The following is a 17,011-nucleotide window of genomic DNA, read 5'->3' on the forward strand; positions in this document are numbered from 1 at the left end:
CTTAGAACTCCAGCCCAGCTTCACGAGCAGCATCAGCCAGCGCCTTGACGCGACCGTGGTACTTGAAGCCAGAGCGGTCGAAAGCCACCTGCGAGACGCCAGCGGCTTTAGCACGCGTAGCGACCAGCTGGCCAACCTTAGTGGCCGCGTCGATGTTGCCAGTGGCACCATCACGCAGTTCTTTATCCAAAGTCGAGGCGCTTGCCAGGACTTTGTTGCCGTCGGCCGAGATGACCTGGGCGTAGATGTGCTGCGACGAGCGGAACACGCAGAGACGCACGACTTCGAGTTCGTGCATTTTCAGGCGTGCTTTGCGAGCGCGACGCAGTCGAGTAACTTTTTTGTCGGTCATTTGCTATGCCCTACTTCTTCTTGGCTTCTTTACGACGGACGACTTCGTCCGCGTAGCGCACACCTTTGCCTTTGTACGGCTCTGGTGGACGGAAGTCGCGGATCTCAGCGGCCACCTGACCTACCAGCTGCTTATCAATACCCTTGATCAGGATATCGGTTTGGCTAGGGGTCTCAGCGGTGATGCCTTCCGGCAGTTCGTAATCCACTGGGTGCGAGAAGCCAAGGGCCAGGTTCAAAACCGTGCCTTTTGCTTGCGCTTTGTAACCAACACCGACCAGCTGGAGCTTACGCTCGAAGCCTTGGCTTACGCCTTGGACCATGTTGTTTACCAACGCACGAGTGGTACCGGCCATTGCGCGAGTTTGTTGATCGCCATTGCGAGCAGCGAAACGCAGCTCACCAGCTTCTTCAACGATCTCAACGGACGAATGGATGTTCAGTTCTAGAGTGCCCTTGGCACCCTTCACCGAAAGCTGGCCACCTGCGAATTTTACTTCGACACCGGCTGGCAGCTTAACGGGGTTCTTAGCGACGCGTGACATGCTTATCCCCCCTTAGAACACTGTGCAAAGAACTTCGCCGCCGACACCGGCAGCGCGCGCAGCACGATCCGTCATCACACCTTTATTGGTGGAGACGATAGACACACCGAGACCGCCACGAACTTTCGGCAGATCTTCGACGGACTTGTACTGACGCAGGCCTGGACGGCTAACGCGCTTCACTTCCTCGATGACCGGACGGCCTTCGAAGTACTTCAGCTCGATGGACAGCAGAGGTTTGATTTCGCTGCTGATCTGATAACCCGCAATGTAGCCTTCGTCTTTCAGGACTTTGGCAACAGCTACCTTCAACGTGGAAGATGGCATGCTTACGACGGACTTTTCAGCCATCTGGGCATTACGGATACGAGTTAGCATGTCCGCTAACGGGTCCTGCATACTCATGGCTAGACGCTCCTAATACAAAAAAATTAGCCTTGCGGCCATTACGTGTCGCCGAGAATCTCCGAGCATAAAACACACGGGCTCAGGCGAGCCGCGTATTTTAGACACACTCCGGAAATGAAACAAGCCCCAAAAGGGGCTTGTTCCAGATTCAAGGCCACCGGTGGTCAGTATCTTGCGATCCTGAGCACCGAGACTTCGAAAGTACTTACCAGCTGGCTTTAACCAGACCTGGTACGTCACCACGCATTGCCGCTTCGCGCAGTTTGTTACGGCCGAGGCCGAACTTGCGGTAAACGCCGTGTGGACGACCGGTCAGGCGGCAGCGGTTACGCATGCGCGAAGCGCTTGCGTCACGTGGCTGCTTCTGCAGGGCAACTGTAGCTTCCCAACGTGCTTCTGGACTTGCGTTCAGATCAACGATGATAGCTTTCAGTGCTGCACGCTTCTTGGCGTACTTGGCAACCGTGAGCTGACGCTTCAGCTCGCGGTTTTTCATGCTCATCTTGGCCATTTTCCTACTCCAATCAGTTGCGGAACGGGAATTTGAAAGCACGCAGCAGTGCGCGACCTTCATCATCGTTCTTAGCAGTGGTGGTCAGGGTAATGTCCAGACCGCGGAGAGCATCGATCTTGTCGTAGTCGATTTCCGGGAAGATGATCTGCTCTTTAACGCCCATGCTGTAGTTACCACGACCATCGAAGGACTTGGCATTCAGGCCGCGGAAGTCGCGAACCCGAGGCAGGGAGATCGACAGCAGACGATCTAGGAACTCGTACATACGCTCACGGCGTAGAGTCACTTTGACGCCGATCGGCCAACCTTCACGGACTTTAAAGCCAGCGATGGATTTCCGAGCGTAAGTCACAACGACTTTTTGACCGGTGATCTTTTCCAGGTCAGCAACAGCGTGCTCGATGACTTTTTTATCACCGACCGCTTCGCCCAGACCCATGTTCAGGGTGATTTTGGTAACGCGTGGAACTTCCATCACGTTCGAAAGCTTAAGTTCTTCCTTAAGTTTCGGTGCGATTTCTTTCCAGTAAATCTCTTTTAGTCGTGCCATGGTCTTCTACCTAGCAGTGTTCAAGCATCAACCGCTTTTTGGGTCGACTTGAAGACACGAATTTTCTTGCCATCTTCTACTTTGAAACCAACGCGGTCAGCCTTGTTGGTTTCGCCGTTGAAAATGGCGACGTTAGAAGCGTCCAGTGGAGCTTCTTTTTCGACGATACCGCCTTGCACGCCCGACATCGGGTTAGGCTTGGTATGGCGCTTAACCAGGTTCAGACCACCAATAACCAGACGGTTATTTGCGAGAACCTTAAGCACCTTACCGCGCTTACCTTTGTCTTTGCCGGCGATCACGATGATCTCGTCGTCACGACGAATCTTTTGCATGTCGGATCTCCTTACAGCACTTCTGGGGCGAGCGAGACGATCTTCATGAACTTCTCAGTACGAAGTTCACGGGTCACTGGCCCAAAGATACGGGTGCCGATCGGCTCTTGCTTGTTGTTCAGAAGAACAGCAGCGTTGCCATCAAAGCGGATAATGGAGCCATCTGCACGGCGTACGCCGTGACGAGTGCGGACTACAACAGCAGTCATCACTTGGCCTTTTTTCACTTTACCGCGAGGAATTGCTTCCTTCACGGTAACTTTGATGATGTCACCGATACCAGCGTAACGACGATGGGAGCCACCCAGCACCTTGATGCACATAACACGGCGAGCGCCGCTGTTATCGGCCACATCGAGCATGGATTGAGTCTGAATCATATAATTTCTCCGACCCCTAGTCCTTAGACTTCCACAGCGCGTTCGAGAACATCAACCAGCGCCCAAGACTTGGTCTTGGCCAGCGGACGAGTTTCACGAATAGTGACCTTGTCGCCGATGTGGCACTGATTGGTTTCGTCGTGCGCGTGCAGCTTAGTCGAACGCTTAACATATTTACCGTAGATCGGGTGCTTAACGCGACGCTCGATCAAAACGGTGATGGTTTTGTCCATCTTGTCGCTGACAACACGGCCAGTCAGCGTACGGACAGTCTTTTCGGCTTCAGCCATGATCACTTACCTGCCTGCTGGTTGAGCACAGTCTTCACGCGAGCAATGTCACGCTTAACTTGCGAGAGCAGATGAGACTGCCCCAACTGGCCAGTTGCTTTCTGCATACGCAGATTGAACTGGTCGCGCAGCAGGCCGAGCAGTTGCTCGTTCAGCTGCTGTGCGGATTTTTCACGAAGTTCATTCGCTTTCATCACATCACCGTCCGTTTAACAAAGGCGGTGGCGAGCGGCAGCTTTGCAGCAGCCAGGGCAAAAGCCTCACGCGCCAGCTCTTCAGTTACACCCTCGATTTCATACAGGACTTTGCCTGGCTGAATCTGGGCTACCCAGTATTCCACGTTACCCTTACCTTTACCCATACGAACTTCGAGGGGCTTTTTGGAGATCGGCTTGTCCGGGAATACACGGATCCAGATCTTGCCGCCACGTTTAACGTGACGGGTCAGTGCACGACGCGCTGACTCGATCTGACGAGCGGTGAGACGACCACGAGCTACAGACTTCAGCGCGAACTCGCCGAAGCTGACTTTGCTACCGCGCTGAGCCAGACCACGGTTGTGGCCTGTCATCTGCTTGCGGAACTTCGTACGCTTTGGTTGCAACATTTGGCGTACCCCTTACTTAGCAGCTTTTTTACGAGGCGCTGGTGCTTGTGGTTTCAGTTCTTCTTGGCGACCACCAATTACTTCGCCTTTGAAGATCCAAACCTTTACACCGATCACACCGTAAGTGGTGTGAGCTTCGTAGTTGGCATAGTCGATGTCGGCACGCAGGGTGTGCAGTGGCACACGACCTTCGCGATACCATTCAGTACGTGCGATTTCAGCACCGCCGAGACGACCGCTCACTTGGATTTTGATGCCTTTGGCACCAATGCGCATGGCGTTCTGTACAGCGCGCTTCATAGCGCGACGGAACATTACGCGACGCTCCAGCTGCTGAGCTACGCTCTGCGCAACCAGCATACCGTCGAGCTCCGGCTTGCGGATCTCTTCGATATTGATGTGCACAGGCACACCCATTTGCTTGGTCAGGTCCTGACGCAGTTTCTCAACATCTTCACCTTTCTTCCCGATAACGATACCTGGACGAGCGGTGTGGATGGTGATACGTGCAGTTTGCGCCGGACGATGGATATCGATACGGCTTACGGACGCGCTTTTTAGTTTGTCTTGGAGATACTCACGCACCTTCAGATCAGCGAACAAATAGTCCGCATAAGTCCGACCGTCTGCGTACCAGACGGAGGTGTGCTCCTTGACGATTCCCAGGCGAATGCCAATGGGATGTACTTTCTGACCCATCTCTTCGACTCCGTTACTTGTCAGCAACCTTGACAGTGATATGGCAAGACCGCTTGACGATGCGATCAGCACGGCCTTTGGCACGCGGCATGATACGCTTCAGCGAACGCCCTTCGTTGACGAAAACGGTGCTGACCTTCAGGTCATCAACGTCTGCGCCTTCGTTATGCTCGGCGTTGGCTACGGCCGACTCCAGCACTTTCTTCATGATCTCGGCGGCTTTCTTACTGCTGAAAGCCAACAGGTTGAGCGCTTCGCCCACCTTCTTCCCGCGGATCTGGTCGGCGACCAAGCGGGCTTTCTGGGCGGAGATTCGAGCGCCCGACAACTTAGCGGCTACTTCCATTTCCTAACCCCTTAACGCTTGGCTTTCTTGTCTGCCACGTGCCCACGATAAGTGCGGGTACCGGCAAACTCGCCTAGTTTGTGGCCGACCATGTCTTCGTTCACGAGAACTGGGACGTGCAAGCGACCGTTGTGTACAGCGATGGTCAAACCGACCATTTGTGGCAGGATCATCGAACGGCGCGACCAGGTTTTCACCGGTTTGCGATCGTTCTTTTCCGCCGCCACTTCGATCTTCTTCAGTAGGTGAAGATCAATAAAAGGACCTTTTTTCAGAGAACGTGGCACTGTCGTATCCCTCTATTTACTTGCGACGACGGACGATCATTTTGTCGGTACGCTTATTACCACGAGTCTTCGCGCCCTTAGTCGGGAAGCCCCATGGCGATACCGGATGACGACCACCAGAGGTACGACCTTCACCACCACCGTGTGGGTGGTCAACCGGGTTCATGGCAACACCACGAACGGTTGGGCGAACGCCACGCCAGCGTTTGGCACCAGCTTTACCCAGCGAACGCAGGCTGTGCTCGGAGTTCGAGACCTCACCCAGGGTCGCGCGGCATTCAGCCAGCACTTTACGCATCTCACCAGAACGCAGACGCAGGGTCACGTAGACACCTTCACGAGCGATCAGCTGAGCCGAAGCACCAGCGGAACGAGCGATTTGCGCGCCTTTACCTGGCTTCAATTCGATGCCGTGTACGGTGCTACCAACTGGAATGTTACGCAGTTGCAGAGCGTTGCCCGGCTTGATCGGCGCCAAAGCACCTGCGATCAGCTGGTCGCCAGCACTCACGCCTTTAGGGGCGATGATGTAGCGACGCTCGCCATCTGCGTACAGCAGCAGAGCGATGTGAGCAGTACGGTTTGGATCGTATTCGATACGCTCGACAGTGGCAGCGATGCCATCTTTGTCGTTGCGACGGAAGTCGACCAGACGATAATGCTGTTTATGGCCACCACCGATATGACGAGTGGTAATACGACCATTGTTGTTACGACCACCAGTCTTCGATTTCTTCTCGAGCAGCGGTGCGTGAGGAGCGCCTTTATGCAGCTCCTGGTTGACCACCTTGACCACAAAACGGCGGCCAGGGGAAGTCGGTTTGCATTTAACGATTGCCATGATGCACCCCTTCCTTACTCAGCACTGCTGCTGAAATCGAGATCTTGGCCTGGCTGAAGGGAGATAACCGCCTTCTTCCAGTCATTACGCTTGCCCAGACCGCGAGCAGTGCGCTTGCTCTTACCCAGAACATTCAGGGTAGTAACACGCTCAACTTTCACGCTGAACAGGCTTTCGACGGCCTTCTTGATTTCCAGCTTGGTTGCGTCAGTTGCAACCTTGAAAACGAACTGGCCTTTCTTGTCAGCCAGAACCGTAGCCTTTTCGGAAACGTGCGGGCCAAGCAGAACTTTAAATACGCGTTCCTGGTTCATCCCAGCAGCTCCTCGAATTTCTTCACGGCCGACACGGTGATCAACACCTTGTCGTATGCGATCAGACTAACTGGATCGGAACCTTGCACGTCACGTACATCAACATGTGGCAGGTTGCGAGCAGCCAGGTACAGGTTCTGATCAACAGCTTCGGACACGATCAGGACATCAGTCAGACCCATGCCATTCAGCTTGTTCAGCAGATCTTTGGTTTTCGGCGCTTCAACAGCGAAGTCCTGAACCACGACCAAACGATCAGTACGCACGAGTTCAGCAAGGATGGAGCGCAGTGCTGCGCGGTACATCTTCTTGTTGAGCTTCTGGGTGTGATCCTGTGGACGAGCTGCGAAAGTGGTACCGCCGCCACGCCAGATTGGGCTACGGATAGTACCGGCACGAGCACGGCCAGTACCTTTCTGACGCCAAGGGCGCTTACCGCCACCACGAACGTCGGAACGGGTCTTTTGCTGCTTGCTACCTTGACGGCCGCCGGCCATGTAGGCCACGACTGCTTGGTGAACCAGCGTCTCGTTGAACTCGCCGCCAAACGTCAGTTCGGAAACTTCGATCGCTTGAGCGTCATTTACATTTAATTGCATGTCAGCTTCCCCTTAACCGCGAGCCTTGGCCGCCGGACGTACAACCAGGTTGCCGCCAGTAGCGCCAGGAACAGCACCCTTGACCAACAACAGATTGCGTTCAGCGTCGACGCGCACTACTTCGAGGGACTGCACGGTCACGCGCTCAGCGCCCATATGACCGGACATTTTTTTGCCCTTGAATACACGACCAGGAGTCTGGCACTGGCCAATAGAGCCCGGGACGCGGTGGGAAACGGAGTTACCGTGAGTGTTGTCTTGGCCACGGAAATTCCAACGCTTGATCGTACCCTGGAAGCCTTTACCTTTGGACTGACCGGTTACATCAACCAGTTGACCAGCAGCGAAGATTTCAGCGTTGATCAGATCGCCAGCCTGGTACTCGCCTTCTTCAAGGCGGAATTCCATTACGGTACGACCAGCTGCAACGTTTGCTTTTGCGAAGTGACCTGCTTGAGCAGCAGTCACGCGCGAAGCACGACGCTCGCCGACAGTGACTTGCACTGCACGATAGCCATCGGTTTCTTCAGTTTTAAACTGGGTGACGCGATTCGGTTCGATCTCAATGACCGTGACCGGAATGGAGACACCTTCTTCGGTGAAAATACGGGTCATACCGCATTTACGACCGACTACACCAATAGTCATGTTGTAAACCTCATGAGTGTACGGGGCTTTCACCCGCTATGGCCGCCCATTTCAGAGCGTTACACGACTAAGACCCAAGTCTTAGCCGAGGCTGATCTGTACTTCCACACCGGCCGCCAGATCTAGCTTCATAAGTGCATCAACGGTTTTATCCGTTGGCTGGACGATGTCCAGTACGCGCTTATGAGTACGGATCTCGTACTGGTCACGCGCGTCTTTGTTGACGTGCGGGGAGACCAGAACGGTGAACCGCTCTTTACGGGTAGGCAGTGGAATTGGACCACGCACTTGAGCACCAGTACGTTTCGCGGTTTCCACGATTTCCTGGGTGGATTGGTCGATCAGGCGATGGTCAAAAGCCTTCAACCTGATACGGATTTGCTGATTTTGCATTGGATTTCAGACTCCGGCTGCTATTCCCACCGGACGCAATGCGCCCGTTAAAAGGAGGCGCAATTCTATAGACGCCCCAGATAGGTGTCAACCCAATAAAAAAGCCCCCGCTAGGCGGGGGCTTTTTCAAGTCATCGCTTATTAAGCGATGATTTTGGCTACGACGCCAGCGCCGACGGTACGACCGCCTTCACGAATAGCGAAACGCAGACCATCTTCCATTGCGATGGTTTTGATCAGGGTGACAACCATTTTGATGTTGTCGCCCGGCATTACCATTTCAACGCCTTCCGGCAGTTCGCAGTTACCGGTCACGTCAGTGGTCCGGAAGTAGAACTGTGGACGGTAGCCTTTGAAGAACGGAGTATGACGGCCGCCCTCTTCTTTGCTCAACACATACACTTCAGCCTCGAAGGTAGTGTGCGGCTTGACCGAACCTGGCTTAACCAGAACCTGGCCACGCTCAACGTCGTCACGCTTGGTACCACGCAGCAGAACGCCGCAGTTCTCGCCCGCACGACCTTCGTCGAGCAGTTTACGGAACATTTCAACACCGGTGCAGGTGGTGACAGTAGTGTCACGCAGACCAACGATTTCCAGTGGATCCTGAACCTTAACGATACCGCGCTCGATACGACCAGTTACAACAGTACCGCGACCGGAGATCGAGAATACGTCTTCGATTGGCATCAGGAACGGCTTGTCGATAACACGGACTGGATCTGGGATGTAGCTGTCCAGAGTCTCAACCAGTTTACGAACGGACGTGGTGCCCATTTCGTTATCGTCTTTGCCTTCCAGAGCCATACGAGCAGAACCGATGATGATCGGAGTGTCGTCGCCTGGGAAGTCGTAAGTGCTCAGCAGATCGCGCACTTCCATCTCAACCAGTTCCAGCAGCTCAGCGTCGTCTACCAGGTCAGCCTTGTTCAGGTAAACCACGATGTACGGAACGCCAACCTGACGGGACAGCAGGATGTGCTCACGGGTTTGTGGCATCGGACCATCAGCGGCCGAACAAACCAAGATAGCGCCGTCCATCTGGGCAGCACCGGTGATCATGTTCTTCACATAGTCAGCGTGACCTGGGCAGTCAACGTGAGCGTAGTGACGGATCAGCGAGTTGTATTCAACGTGAGCAGTGTTGATGGTGATACCACGAGCTTTTTCTTCTGGCGCGCTGTCGATCTTATCGAAGTCAACAACAGCCGAACCGAAAATCTCGGAGCAAACACGAGTCAGAGCAGCAGTCAGCGTAGTTTTACCATGGTCAACGTGACCGATAGTGCCAACGTTGACGTGCGGTAGGGAACGATCAAATTTTTCTTTAGCCACGACAATTAACTCCTTGCCTAAAGGACTGAATCAGCCTTGTTTTTTGGATACAGTTTCAGCGATATGCGCCGGAGCTGTGTTGTATTTTTTGAATTCCATAGAGTAGCTTGCGCGACCCTGAGACATGGAACGAACGTCGGTCGCATAACCGAACATCTCGCCCAACGGAACCTCGGCACGAATTACTTTGCCGGAAACCGTATCTTCCATACCCAAGATCATGCCGCGACGACGGTTAAGGTCGCCCATCACGTCACCCATGTAGTCTTCAGGCGTAACGACTTCTACTGCCATGATTGGCTCAAGCAACTCACCACCGCCCTTCTGGGCCAGTTGCTTGGTTGCCATGGAAGCAGCCACCTTAAACGCCATCTCGTTGGAGTCGACGTCGTGGTAAGAACCGTCAAAAACGGTCGCCTTCAGGCCGATGAGCGGATAGCCGGCAACAACACCGTTCTTCATCTGCTCTTCGATACCCTTCTGGATAGCCGGGATGTATTCCTTAGGAACAACACCGCCCACTACTTCGTTCACGAATTGCAGACCTTCCTGACCTTCATCAGCAGGTGCAAAACGGATCCAGCAATGACCAAACTGGCCACGACCGCCGGATTGACGAACGAATTTGCCTTCGATTTCACAGCTCTTCGTGATGCGCTCACGATAGGAAACCTGAGGCTTACCGATGTTGGCTTCGACGTTGAACTCACGGCGCATCCGGTCAACCAGGATGTCCAGGTGAAGCTCGCCCATGCCGGAGATGATCGTTTGACCAGTCTCTTCATCAGTCTTGACGCGGAAAGATGGATCTTCCTGAGCAAGTTTGCCCAGAGCGATACCCATTTTTTCCTGGTCATCCTTGGTCTTAGGCTCAACGGCAACCGAAATAACCGGCTCCGGGAAGTCCATGCGAACCAGGATGATTGGCTTGTCAGCGTTGCACAAAGTCTCACCAGTGGTGACGTCCTTCATGCCGATCAAGGCCGCGATGTCGCCAGCGCGCACTTCCTTGATTTCTTCACGGGCGTTTGCGTGCATTTGCACCATACGACCCACGCGCTCTTTCTTGCCTTTAACCGAGTTGATCACGCCGTCGCCAGAGTTCAACACGCCCGAGTAAACGCGGACGAAGGTCAAGGTACCCACGAATGGGTCAGTGGCAATTTTAAATGCCAGAGCAGAGAACGGTTCTGCGTCGTCTGCATGACGCTCCAGCTCGATAGTCTCGTCATCCGGGTCAGTACCCTTGATGGCAGGAATATCTACTGGTGCCGGCAGGTAGTCGATCACAGCATCGAGAACCAGGGGAACGCCCTTGTTCTTGAACGAGGAACCGCAAACAGCCAAGACGATCTCACCAGCGATAGTACGCTGACGCAGAGCGGCCTTGATTTCCACGTTGGTGAGCTCTTCACCTTCGAGGTACTTGTTCATCAGCTCTTCGTTGGCTTCGGCCGCAGCTTCAACCATGTTGTTGCGCCACTCGTCAGCCAGCTCCTGCAACTCTGCAGGGATAGGCTTGCGAACAGGAACCATACCCTTGTCAGCGTCGTTCCAGTAAACAGCTTCCATGGTCACCAGATCGATCTGGCCCTGGAAGTTGTCTTCGGAACCGATAGCCAACTGGATTGGCACTGGAGTGTGACCCAGACGCTGCTTGATCTGACCGATCACGCGCAGGAAGTTCGCACCAGCACGGTCCATCTTGTTTACGTAAACAAGACGTGGAACACCGTACTTGTTGGCTTGACGCCATACGGTTTCCGACTGAGGCTCAACACCGGAGGTGCCACAGAACACAACGACAGCGCCGTCGAGTACGCGCAGGGAACGCTCAACTTCAATGGTGAAGTCTACGTGGCCCGGGGTATCGATTACGTTGAAGCGGTGCTCATCTTTGTACTGCTTCTCGGAACCCTTCCAGAAGGCGGTAATAGCAGCAGAAGTAATGGTAATACCACGCTCCTGCTCCTGAACCATCCAGTCTGTGGTCGCGGCGCCGTCATGCACCTCGCCCATCTTGTGACTTTTGCCAGTGTAAAAAAGGACGCGCTCGGTGGTGGTGGTTTTACCAGCATCCACGTGAGCGACGATACCGATGTTACGGTAGCGACTAATCGGAGTAGTACGAGCCATAAAGCCCTCGCAAAATTAGTGAAGCTAGAATTAGAAGCGGTAGTGCGAGAAAGCTTTGTTAGCTTCAGCCATACGGTGCACGTCTTCACGCTTCTTAACAGCAGCACCTTTACCTTCAGCAGCGTCCAACAGTTCGCCAGCCAAACGCAGGGCCATAGACTTCTCGCCGCGCTTACGGGCGAAGTCTACCAACCAGCGCATTGCCAGAGCGTTACGACGGGACGGGCGAACTTCAACCGGAACCTGGTAAGTAGCACCGCCTACACGGCGCGACTTCACTTCGACCAGCGGAGCGATGGCGTCGAGAGCTTTCTCGAAGATTTCCAGGGGGTCGCTGTTCTTGCGTTCTTTAACCTTTTCCAGCGCGCCATAAACGATACGCTCGGCAACGGCTTTCTTGCCGCTTTCCATCACGTGGTTCATGAACTTGGCCAGAATTTGGCTTCCGTATTTTGGATCGTCAAGCACTTCGCGCTTGGCTGCTACGCGTCTTCTTGGCATGGATAAGCCCTCAAACGGTCTTCAGGTTCGTTCGGAATCGGTGCCCTTTCGGGACGCCTCCGACCTTACTCTTATCGACTCAGAAAATAAGATGATTCAGTTTTACAAAAAGCCGCTACTACTTAGGCTTCTTGGTACCGTACTTCGAACGACCCTGGTTACGACCTTTAACGCCGGAAGTATCCAAGGAGCCGCGTACGGTGTGGTAACGAACACCTGGCAAGTCTTTTACACGACCGCCACGGATCAGTACCACGCTGTGCTCTTGCAGGTTGTGGCCTTCACCGCCGATATACGAGGAAACCTCGAAACCGTTGGTCAGACGCACACGGCATACTTTACGCAGTGCCGAGTTAGGTTTTTTCGGCGTAGTGGTATACACACGAGTGCATACGCCACGACGTTGCGGGCAGTTCTGCAGCGCAGGTACGTCGGATTTCTCGACGATACGCTTACGCGGCTGACGTACCAGCTGGTTGATAGTTGCCATCTACTAGCTCCACTGTTGTCTTGCGACGCTATTGTCTTGCAAGAAAAGCAAAATGGCAGGAACGAATTCCCGCCAAATTTAGGGGTACAAGAGTCTAAAGAGGATCTTGTCCCCAGTCAAGGCAAGGCCCCGACCTCCCCTTCCATCGAACCGGGACAAAACTGTCTCGATCCGACGAACGGGGCTGCCAGGGCCCAGTCTTATTATCGCAGAACTCAGTTACCGCTTGAGTTCAGCGCTTCGGTCAGTGCAGCTTCCACTTCACTGGCGCTTACGCGCAGCGGCTTGTCGAGTTCACGGCGGCGCTTACGCTCACTGTGATAGGCCAAACCGGTACCGGCTGGGATCAGACGACCCACAACCACGTTTTCTTTCAGGCCGCGCAGGTAATCACGCTTGCCGGTTACCGCTGCTTCGGTCAGTACACGAGTGGTCTCCTGGAAGGAGGCCGCCGAGATGAACGACTCAGTGGACAACGACGCCTTGGTGATACCCAGCAGTACACGAGTGAACTTGGAGACGAATTTCTCGTCGCCAGCCAGGCGCTCGTTTTCTACCAGTACGTGAGTCAGTTCCATCTGGTCGCCCTTGATGAAACTCGAATCGCCGGATTCAGCGATCTCAACTTTACGCAACATCTGACGCAGGATGGTCTCGATGTGCTTATCGTTGATCTTCACGCCTTGCAGACGGTAAACGTCCTGGATCTCGTTAACGATGTACTTGGCCAGCGCACTCACACCCAGCAAACGCAGGATGTCGTGTGGATCGCTCGGGCCGTCGGAGATAACTTCGCCGCGGTTTACCTGTTCGCCTTCGAAGACGTTCAGGTGACGCCACTTTGGAATCAACTCTTCGTACGGATCGCTACCGTCGTTCGGGGTAATGACCAGACGGCGCTTGCCTTTGGTCTCTTTACCGAACGCGATGGTGCCGCTGACTTCAGCCAGAATCGACGCTTCTTTCGGACGACGAGCTTCGAACAAGTCGGCAACACGCGGCAAACCACCGGTGATGTCACGGGTCTTCGAAGTTTCTTGCGGGATACGAGCGATAACATCACCGATCGCGATCTTCGCACCATCCGCAACACCGACCAGGGCGTTGGCTGGCAGGAAGTACTGAGCGATAACGTCAGTGCCTGGCAGCAACAGATCCTTGCCGTTGTCATCAACCATCTTCACAGCAGGACGGATATCTTTGCCTGCAGCTGGACGGTCTTTGGCGTCGAGTACTTCAATGTTGGTCATACCGGTCAATTCGTCAGTCTGACGCTTGATCGTGATGCCTTCTTCCATGCCCACGTAGGTCACGGTACCTTTCATTTCGGTAACGATTGGGTGAGTGTGCGGATCCCACTTGGCCACGATTGCGCCAGCGTCGACCTTGTCACCCTCTTTAACCGAAATCACAGCACCGTACGGCAGCTTGTAGCGCTCACGCTCACGACCGTAGTCATCAGCGATTGCCAGCTCACCAGAACGAGATACAGCAACCAGGCAGCCATCCACTCGCTCAACGTGCTTCAGGTTGTGCAGACGGACGGTACCGCCATTCTTCACCTGAACGCTGTCGGCTGCGGAGGTCCGGCTTGCCGCACCACCGATGTGGAACGTACGCATGGTCAGCTGGGTACCCGGTTCGCCGATGGACTGGGCAGCGATAACGCCGACCGCTTCACCGATGTTCACCTGGTGACCACGAGCCAAGTCACGGCCGTAGCACTTGGCGCAGATACCGTAGCGGGTTTCGCAGCTGATCGGCGAACGAACAATCACTTCGTCGATGCTGTTGAGTTCGATGAACTCGACCCACTTCTCATCTACCAGGGTGCCGGCAGGAACAATAATTTCCTCGGTGCCTGGCTTGAATACGTCACGGGCGATTACTCGACCCAGTACGCGCTCACCCAATGGCTCTACAACGTCACCGCCTTCAATGTGCGGAGTCATCAGCAGGCCATGCTCGGTGCCGCAGTCGATCTCGGTCACAACCAAGTCTTGTGCAACGTCTACCAGACGACGAGTCAGGTAACCGGAGTTAGCGGTTTTCAACGCTGTATCCGCCAGACCTTTACGAGCACCGTGCGTGGAGATGAAGTACTGAAGTACGCTCAAACCTTCACGGAAGTTCGCAGTAATCGGCGTTTCGATGATGGAACCGTCCGGCTTGGCCATCAGGCCACGCATACCGGCGAGCTGACGGATCTGCGCAGCAGAACCCCGTGCGCCCGAGTCGGCCATCATGTACATCGAGTTGAAGGATTCCTGGTCAACTTCGTCGCCATGACGGTCGATGACTTTCTCTTTCGAGAGGTTAGCCATCATCGCCTTGGAAACTTCGTCGTTGGCCTTGGACCAAAGGTCGATCACTTTGTTGTACTTCTCGCCCTGTGTAACCAGGCCCGAGGCGTACTGGCTTTCGATCTCTTTCACTTCGTCAGTAGCAGCACTGATGATGCGGGCTTTTTCATCCGGGATAACGAAGTCGTTAACACCGATGGAAACGCCGGAAATGGTCGAATAAGCAAAACCGGTGTACATCAACTGGTCAGCGAAGATCACGGTCTCTTTCAGACCAACCACGCGGTAGCACTGGTTGATCAGCTTGGAGATCGCCTTTTTCTTCATCGGCAGGTTGACGACGTCGTAGGACAGACCTTTTGGTACAACCTGGTACAACAGCGCACGGCCGACAGTGGTGTCGACGATACGGGTGCCGCTCACGCTGCCACCATCACGGTCGTTGACGGTTTCGTTGATCCGCACTTTAACCTTGGCGTGCAGTGCGGCTTCGCCGGCACGGAACACACGGTCAACTTCCTGCAGATCCGCAAACACACGACCTTCGCCCTTGGCGTTGATCGCTTCACGAGTCATGTAGTACAGACCCAATACAACGTCCTGCGACGGAACGATGATTGGCTCACCGTTGGCTGGCGACAGAATGTTGTTGGTCGACATCATCAATGCACGCGCTTCCAACTGGGCTTCCAGTGTCAGCGGTACGTGCACGGCCATTTGGTCGCCGTCGAAGTCGGCGTTGTACGCAGCACAGACCAGCGGGTGCAGCTGGATAGCCTTACCTTCGATCAGTACCGGTTCAAATGCCTGGATACCCAAACGGTGAAGGGTCGGTGCACGGTTGAGAAGAACCGGGTGTTCGCGAATCACTTCAGCGAGAACGTCCCAAACCTCTGGCAATTCGCGCTCGACCATTTTCTTGGCGGCTTTAATAGTGGTAGCGAGACCACGCATTTCCAGCTTGCCGAAAATGAACGGCTTGAACAGCTCGAGAGCCATCTTCTTCGGCAGACCGCACTGGTGCAGACGCAGGGTCGGGCCTACGGTAATTACCGAACGACCGGAGTAGTCAACACGCTTACCGAGCAAGTTCTGACGGAAACGACCTTGCTTACCCTTGATCATGTCAGCCAAGGATTTCAGGGGACGCTTGTTCGAACCGGTGATAGCGCGGCCACGACGACCGTTGTCGAGCAGAGCATCGACAGCTTCTTGCAACATACGCTTTTCGTTGCGCACGATGATGTCCGGAGCGGACAGATCGAGCAGGCGCTTCAAGCGGTTGTTACGGTTGATCACGCGACGGTACAGGTCGTTGAGGTCAGAAGTCGCAAAGCGACCACCGTCCAACGGTACCAGCGGACGCAGGTCTGGCGGCAGAACCGGCAGAACGGTCAGCACCATCCACTCTGGCAAGTTTCCGGAACCCTGGAAGGCTTCCATCAACTTCAGACGCTTGGACAGTTTCTTGATTTTGGTTTCGGAGTTGGTTTGCGGAATTTCTTCACGCAGACGGCCAATCTCGTGTTCCAGGTCGATAGCGTGCAGCAGTTCGCGGACAGCTTCGGCACCCATGCGGGCATCAAAGTCGTCGCCGAACTCTTCCAGCGCTTCAAAGTACTGCTCGTCGTTCAGCAGCTGACCTTTTTCAAGGGTGGTCATGCCTGGATCGATAACGACATAGCTCTCGAAGTAGAGAACGCGTTCGATATCACGCAGGGTCATGTCCATCAGCAAGCCGATACGGGACGGCAGCGATTTCAGGAACCAGATGTGGGCAACCGGCGAAGCCAGTTCGATGTGCGCCATGCGCTCACGACGAACCTTGGCCAGTGCAACTTCAACGCCGCACTTCTCGCAGATCACACCACGGTGCTTCAAGCGCTTGTACTTACCGCACAGGCACTCGTAATCCTTTACCGGGCCAAAGATCTTGGCGCAGAACAGGCCGTCACGCTCAGGTTTGAACGTACGGTAGTTGATGGTTTCCGGCTTTTTAACTTCACCGAACGACCACGAACGGATCATCTCAGGCGATGCCAATCCAATACGGATGGCGTCGAACTCTTCGACTTGACCCTGGTTTTTCAGCAAATTCAGTAGGTCTTTCAAGGCCTTTCCTCCTGGCGGAGCAGAGAG

23 protein-coding genes are annotated in these 17,011 nt (G+C 54.5%); all 23 read right to left on the bottom strand.

Annotated features, from left to right (window positions below; translation table 11 throughout):
* Position 1 precedes the first annotated feature (1 nt).
* Positions 2-352 carry a 50S ribosomal protein L18 gene (rplR, locus tag HKK55_RS22310; protein ID WP_003186037.1) on the bottom strand — a complete coding sequence of 117 codons (351 nt, stop codon included), beginning with the start codon at positions 350-352 and terminating at the stop codon, positions 2-4.
* A 10-nt stretch (positions 353-362) separates the two neighbouring features.
* A complete protein-coding gene (gene rplF / locus HKK55_RS22315) occupies positions 363-896 on the bottom strand; it encodes a 50S ribosomal protein L6 (protein ID WP_155585075.1) in 534 nt (177 codons plus the stop codon).
* 12 nt (positions 897-908) lie between these two features.
* The gene (gene rpsH, locus HKK55_RS22320) at positions 909-1,301 is read right to left on the bottom strand and encodes a 30S ribosomal protein S8 (RefSeq protein WP_017848802.1); all 393 of its coding nucleotides are present in this window, start codon (positions 1,299-1,301) and stop codon (positions 909-911) included.
* A gap of 208 nt (positions 1,302-1,509) precedes the next feature.
* Positions 1,510-1,815 (bottom strand): 30S ribosomal protein S14, encoded by a 306-nt coding sequence (gene rpsN / locus HKK55_RS22325; RefSeq protein ID WP_003176414.1) that lies wholly within the window; start codon positions 1,813-1,815, stop codon positions 1,510-1,512.
* A 13-nt stretch (positions 1,816-1,828) separates the two neighbouring features.
* Positions 1,829-2,368: a 50S ribosomal protein L5 gene (gene rplE, locus HKK55_RS22330; RefSeq protein WP_003176415.1), complete on the bottom strand. Its 540-nt coding sequence runs from the start codon at positions 2,366-2,368 to the stop codon at positions 1,829-1,831.
* A 20-nt stretch (positions 2,369-2,388) separates the two neighbouring features.
* Positions 2,389-2,703 (bottom strand): 50S ribosomal protein L24, encoded by a 315-nt coding sequence (gene rplX / locus HKK55_RS22335; protein ID WP_003176416.1) that lies wholly within the window; start codon positions 2,701-2,703, stop codon positions 2,389-2,391.
* Positions 2,704-2,714: 11 nt separating this feature from the next.
* Positions 2,715-3,083: a 50S ribosomal protein L14 gene (gene rplN, locus HKK55_RS22340; RefSeq protein ID WP_002555479.1), complete on the bottom strand. Its 369-nt coding sequence runs from the start codon at positions 3,081-3,083 to the stop codon at positions 2,715-2,717.
* A gap of 23 nt (positions 3,084-3,106) precedes the next feature.
* Positions 3,107-3,373 (bottom strand): 30S ribosomal protein S17, encoded by a 267-nt coding sequence (rpsQ, locus tag HKK55_RS22345; RefSeq protein WP_003176419.1) that lies wholly within the window; start codon positions 3,371-3,373, stop codon positions 3,107-3,109.
* 2 nt (positions 3,374-3,375) lie between these two features.
* Complete coding sequence (rpmC, locus tag HKK55_RS22350) at positions 3,376-3,567, bottom strand: 50S ribosomal protein L29 (RefSeq protein ID WP_002555481.1); 192 nt, start codon at positions 3,565-3,567, stop codon at positions 3,376-3,378.
* Positions 3,567-3,980, bottom strand: coding sequence for a 50S ribosomal protein L16 (gene rplP, locus HKK55_RS22355; RefSeq protein ID WP_003232424.1), 414 nt, complete (start codon positions 3,978-3,980; stop codon positions 3,567-3,569). Before rplP ends, rpmC begins: the two co-directional genes overlap by 1 nt.
* A 12-nt stretch (positions 3,981-3,992) precedes the next feature.
* Positions 3,993-4,679, bottom strand: a complete 687-nt coding sequence (rpsC, locus tag HKK55_RS22360) for a 30S ribosomal protein S3 (RefSeq protein WP_003176422.1) — start codon at positions 4,677-4,679, stop codon at positions 3,993-3,995.
* Positions 4,680-4,692: 13 nt separating this feature from the next.
* Positions 4,693-5,025 (bottom strand): 50S ribosomal protein L22, encoded by a 333-nt coding sequence (gene rplV, locus HKK55_RS22365; protein WP_003103908.1) that lies wholly within the window; start codon positions 5,023-5,025, stop codon positions 4,693-4,695.
* An 11-nt stretch (positions 5,026-5,036) separates the two neighbouring features.
* The gene (rpsS, locus tag HKK55_RS22370) at positions 5,037-5,312 is read right to left on the bottom strand and encodes a 30S ribosomal protein S19 (RefSeq protein WP_003232420.1); all 276 of its coding nucleotides are present in this window, start codon (positions 5,310-5,312) and stop codon (positions 5,037-5,039) included.
* 16 nt (positions 5,313-5,328) lie between these two features.
* On the bottom strand, positions 5,329-6,153 hold the full coding sequence (gene rplB / locus HKK55_RS22375) for a 50S ribosomal protein L2 (RefSeq protein ID WP_003210080.1): 825 nt from the start codon (positions 6,151-6,153) through the stop codon (positions 5,329-5,331).
* 14 nt (positions 6,154-6,167) lie between these two features.
* A complete protein-coding gene (gene rplW / locus HKK55_RS22380) occupies positions 6,168-6,467 on the bottom strand; it encodes a 50S ribosomal protein L23 (protein ID WP_002555488.1) in 300 nt (99 codons plus the stop codon).
* On the bottom strand, positions 6,464-7,066 hold the full coding sequence (gene rplD / locus HKK55_RS22385) for a 50S ribosomal protein L4 (protein WP_003210082.1): 603 nt from the start codon (positions 7,064-7,066) through the stop codon (positions 6,464-6,466). Before rplD ends, rplW begins: the two co-directional genes overlap by 4 nt.
* Before the next feature lie 12 nt (positions 7,067-7,078).
* Positions 7,079-7,714, bottom strand: a complete 636-nt coding sequence (gene rplC, locus HKK55_RS22390) for a 50S ribosomal protein L3 (protein ID WP_003186059.1) — start codon at positions 7,712-7,714, stop codon at positions 7,079-7,081.
* An 81-nt stretch (positions 7,715-7,795) separates the two neighbouring features.
* Positions 7,796-8,107 (bottom strand): 30S ribosomal protein S10, encoded by a 312-nt coding sequence (gene rpsJ / locus HKK55_RS22395; protein ID WP_003186070.1) that lies wholly within the window; start codon positions 8,105-8,107, stop codon positions 7,796-7,798.
* A 141-nt stretch (positions 8,108-8,248) separates the two neighbouring features.
* Positions 8,249-9,442 (bottom strand): elongation factor Tu, encoded by a 1,194-nt coding sequence (gene tuf, locus HKK55_RS22400; protein ID WP_169356619.1) that lies wholly within the window; start codon positions 9,440-9,442, stop codon positions 8,249-8,251.
* Between the two features lie 30 nt (positions 9,443-9,472).
* Complete coding sequence (gene fusA / locus HKK55_RS22405) at positions 9,473-11,578, bottom strand: elongation factor G (RefSeq protein WP_169356620.1); 2,106 nt, start codon at positions 11,576-11,578, stop codon at positions 9,473-9,475.
* A 30-nt stretch (positions 11,579-11,608) separates the two neighbouring features.
* Positions 11,609-12,079, bottom strand: a complete 471-nt coding sequence (gene rpsG / locus HKK55_RS22410; protein WP_002555493.1) for a 30S ribosomal protein S7 — start codon at positions 12,077-12,079, stop codon at positions 11,609-11,611.
* A 118-nt stretch (positions 12,080-12,197) separates the two neighbouring features.
* Positions 12,198-12,569, bottom strand: coding sequence for a 30S ribosomal protein S12 (rpsL, locus tag HKK55_RS22415; RefSeq protein ID WP_002555494.1), 372 nt, complete (start codon positions 12,567-12,569; stop codon positions 12,198-12,200).
* Positions 12,570-12,784: 215 nt separating this feature from the next.
* Positions 12,785-16,984, bottom strand: a complete 4,200-nt coding sequence (gene rpoC, locus HKK55_RS22420) for a DNA-directed RNA polymerase subunit beta' (RefSeq protein ID WP_169356621.1) — start codon at positions 16,982-16,984, stop codon at positions 12,785-12,787.
* Positions 16,985-17,011: the final 27 nt, after the last annotated feature.

Origin of the sequence: Pseudomonas sp. ADAK18, assembly GCF_012935695.1 — a bacterium.
Taxonomy (GTDB): Bacteria; Pseudomonadota; Gammaproteobacteria; order Pseudomonadales; family Pseudomonadaceae; genus Aquipseudomonas.

Excerpts from the sequence above, each read along its gene's own strand:
- rplR (WP_003186037.1), bottom strand. The coding sequence starts at position 352 with ATGACCGACAAAAAAGTTACTCGACTGCGTCGCGCTCGCAAAGCACGC.
- rplP (WP_003232424.1), bottom strand. The coding sequence starts at position 3,980 with ATGTTGCAACCAAAGCGTACGAAGTTCCGCAAGCAGATGACAGGCCAC.
- rpsH (WP_017848802.1), bottom strand. The coding sequence starts at position 1,301 with ATGAGTATGCAGGACCCGTTAGCGGACATGCTAACTCGTATCCGTAAT.
- rpsC (WP_003176422.1), bottom strand. The coding sequence starts at position 4,679 with ATGGGTCAGAAAGTACATCCCATTGGCATTCGCCTGGGAATCGTCAAG.
- fusA (WP_169356620.1), bottom strand. The coding sequence starts at position 11,578 with ATGGCTCGTACTACTCCGATTAGTCGCTACCGTAACATCGGTATCGTC.
- rplV (WP_003103908.1), bottom strand. The coding sequence starts at position 5,025 with ATGGAAGTAGCCGCTAAGTTGTCGGGCGCTCGAATCTCCGCCCAGAAA.
- rpsG (WP_002555493.1), bottom strand. The coding sequence starts at position 12,079 with ATGCCAAGAAGACGCGTAGCAGCCAAGCGCGAAGTGCTTGACGATCCA.
- rpsJ (WP_003186070.1), bottom strand. The coding sequence starts at position 8,107 with ATGCAAAATCAGCAAATCCGTATCAGGTTGAAGGCTTTTGACCATCGC.
- rpsN (WP_003176414.1), bottom strand. The coding sequence starts at position 1,815 with ATGGCCAAGATGAGCATGAAAAACCGCGAGCTGAAGCGTCAGCTCACG.
- rplW (WP_002555488.1), bottom strand. The coding sequence starts at position 6,467 with ATGAACCAGGAACGCGTATTTAAAGTTCTGCTTGGCCCGCACGTTTCC.
- rplB (WP_003210080.1), bottom strand. The coding sequence starts at position 6,153 with ATGGCAATCGTTAAATGCAAACCGACTTCCCCTGGCCGCCGTTTTGTG.
- rplF (WP_155585075.1), bottom strand. The coding sequence starts at position 896 with ATGTCACGCGTCGCTAAGAACCCCGTTAAGCTGCCAGCCGGTGTCGAA.
- rplN (WP_002555479.1), bottom strand. The coding sequence starts at position 3,083 with ATGATTCAGACTCAATCCATGCTCGATGTGGCCGATAACAGCGGCGCT.
- rplX (WP_003176416.1), bottom strand. The coding sequence starts at position 2,703 with ATGCAAAAGATTCGTCGTGACGACGAGATCATCGTGATCGCCGGCAAA.
- rplC (WP_003186059.1), bottom strand. The coding sequence starts at position 7,714 with ATGACTATTGGTGTAGTCGGTCGTAAATGCGGTATGACCCGTATTTTC.
- rplD (WP_003210082.1), bottom strand. The coding sequence starts at position 7,066 with ATGCAATTAAATGTAAATGACGCTCAAGCGATCGAAGTTTCCGAACTG.
- rpsL (WP_002555494.1), bottom strand. The coding sequence starts at position 12,569 with ATGGCAACTATCAACCAGCTGGTACGTCAGCCGCGTAAGCGTATCGTC.
- rpsQ (WP_003176419.1), bottom strand. The coding sequence starts at position 3,373 with ATGGCTGAAGCCGAAAAGACTGTCCGTACGCTGACTGGCCGTGTTGTC.
- rpmC (WP_002555481.1), bottom strand. The coding sequence starts at position 3,567 with ATGAAAGCGAATGAACTTCGTGAAAAATCCGCACAGCAGCTGAACGAG.
- rplE (WP_003176415.1), bottom strand. The coding sequence starts at position 2,368 with ATGGCACGACTAAAAGAGATTTACTGGAAAGAAATCGCACCGAAACTT.